2 protein-coding genes are annotated in these 2,577 nt (G+C 33.3%); one reads left to right on the top strand and one right to left on the bottom strand.

The window, feature by feature from the left end; translation table 11 throughout:
* Positions 1 to 1,020, top strand: a 1,020-nt coding sequence (locus HN894_02990; protein MBT7142279.1) for an alanine dehydrogenase, incomplete at its 5' end; no start/stop codon positions are given.
* Between the two features lie 542 nt (positions 1,021 to 1,562).
* On the opposite strand, the gene HN894_02985 is transcribed toward HN894_02990, so the two are convergent.
* The gene (locus HN894_02985; protein ID MBT7142278.1) at positions 1,563 to 2,189 is read right to left on the bottom strand and encodes a PDZ domain-containing protein; all 627 of its coding nucleotides are present in this window, start codon (positions 2,187 to 2,189) and stop codon (positions 1,563 to 1,565) included.
* Positions 2,190 to 2,577 lie beyond the last annotated feature (388 nt).

Here is a 2,577-nt window from a genome sequence, read left to right as displayed (position 1 = left end):
GATTATGGATTGAGATTTGGCATGGGGAATGATATTTTGGCTAAACTAACATCAGGGCGAGTTGCTTGTAGAGAAGAAATACTAAGTAGCTTCGATTGTGTATTAATGCCTAAACCTTTAGCAAAAGATTTAGCTCAAATACGAGAAGGGACAATTGTGTGGGGTTGGCCACATTGTGTTCAACAGAAAGAAATTACCCAAGTAGCAATTGATAGAAAATTAACCCTTATTGCATGGGAAGAAATGTTTACTTGGAGTAGGAATGGTGATAAAAATATGCATATCTTTTATAAAAATAATGAAATTGCAGGATATGCGGGCGTAAATCATGCCATAAGTTTATTAGGTTTTGTTGGAAATTATGGAAAACATCGAAAAGCTATAGTACTCAGTTTTGGTTCGGTAAGCAGGGGAGCGATATATGCATTACAAGGACAAGGAATTCAACAAATCACGGTCTATACGAGCCGTGTATCAACAGATGTTAGCGATCAATTACCGGGTGTATCATTTAAGCAAATGAAAAATGATAGTTTAGGGAATTTGCTTTCCGTTGAATCTGATGGTACTACTCGTCCATTTTCAGAAATGTTGTCAGACGTACAAATAATTGTAAACGGGACACTTCAGGACACTAAAAATCCTAAAATGTTTGTACCGGCACATAAGGCTGATATGTTAAAAAAAGGCACTCTTATTATCGATATAAGTTGTGATGAAGGTATGGGTTTTTGGTGTGCTAAACCAACAAGCTTTGAGAATCCAATGTTAACTTCAATGGATAAATTTTATTATTCCGTTGATCACAGTCCTAGTTATTATTGGGATTCGGCTTCATGGGAAATATCAGAAGCAATACTTCCTTTTTTACCAATAGTTATCGGTGGGCATAAAACATGGGAAAAGAATAAAACCATTTCGAAAGCTATAGAAATACGTGATGGAATAATTCAAAATTCAAAAATTATTTCTTTCCAAAATCGAGAGAAAGATTATCCACACAATATTCGAATTGATTAAACAAATTTCATTGTATAACACCTGAGCTGGATAAACCAGAAAAAATTCTCGCAAAGCCGCAAAGATATTGGAAATCTGTTAAACGAAACAATTCTTGCTTTGAGTCTGAAACTTGTTTTTAAGATCTCAAAGAGTTTTATTTTATAAAACTTTGCGCCTTTGCGAGATTATGTTTTGAATATATTGTGTGAAATTTCTTGTCAAAAAATACACGAATATTGGAAATAAGAAATCATCGGAAAATAAACCGGAAATTCAGCCACTCTCCAATAATTCTCGCCGTCTTGGGTTTAGATTAATCCCGATTTTTTATCTGGACTATTGAGCCCGGCTACCTAGTTTCTCGCTGTTTTTATATTCTTTGGTGGTGTGGGTAGTTTTTTGCTTTTTTCATTTACTGTGATTTAATTAGTGTATCTAAGAAAATAGGCAATTTTTATAAAATAATTTATTTTTGATGAGATTTCAATTTTCTTTCATGCAGTAAATGCGTTTGTATTAGACAAATGAAAAAAAACGAAATATCGCAAAAAGAGATGTTTTTAATTTTGAACTGTTTTCTTAGATACACTAATTATTATTCCCATTTCTTTCTGATGTCTGACAATGGTAAATTTTACACTTCCGTGCCAAAGGTTTTCCTGATAATTTGCCAATAGACTCGTAATGTTTTTTATCTTCTTTTTCTCAACAGCAATAATTACATCTCCTTCATTAATTCCAGCAGTGGACAGTTTACTTCCTTCCTTTACTTTCAAAACAATCACACCATTTATACTATGAAGGCCTGATGCTGATTGTTCTTCGGGTGTTTCAATATTTTTTAGTGTGGCACCTAACCATTCTCTTGTTTTTGATTGTATCTTTTGTAAGGATGCAATATTCAATTGGTGAATATCCGGTTGTTTTGCGATAGCCTTTAGTTCAGGTTTTTGAACACCAAAGCTATCCATAGGAAAGTTTACAATACCGAGTTTTATAGCCGGTGAAGATTCTTCTACACTGAAGTTTCCTTCTTCCGGTGAAACAAATAAAGGATTACCATAAACACTGTTTTTATCAGTGTTGTTTTCATATGCTAATGCAAGAGAAACAGAATCGGGGAATAAATTATAATCCACTTCTTTGCCCCATCCCTTTAGCCAAATTGGAAAATGTTTGGTCATCATAATGTTTTTTCTGAAAATATCCTGGCTATTATCGAACCAAACGTGTGGATGAAATCCATTATTAACGAAATTGAAAAATATACAAATGCTCTCATTATATTTAGTTTTTATAGACGTATTCTTATTCAGGAATTTGATACACACCCATATTAGAAATCACCGGAGATGCTTTTGAATCTATAATGCGAAACCTTAACTTCTTACTTTCTACCATCGGGAAATGTAGTATTCTTTTATATCCAATTGTTGCAGGGCAAACGCATGAAAAAGAATCACAATACTTTCGACAGCCAGAGTTGAGCAGTTCTTTTGCTAATTTTAAATTTCCAGTTTTTCAAAACAAAATCTTGAATTAATAAGCCTGTCCATTTGTTTGTTTTATAGCCTT

The organism is Bacteroidota bacterium, from assembly GCA_018692315.1.
GTDB lineage: Bacteria > Bacteroidota > Bacteroidia > Bacteroidales > JABHKC01 > JABHKC01.
Note: the sequence above shows the minus strand (reverse complement) of the source record. Positions and strands in the feature narration are given on the sequence as shown.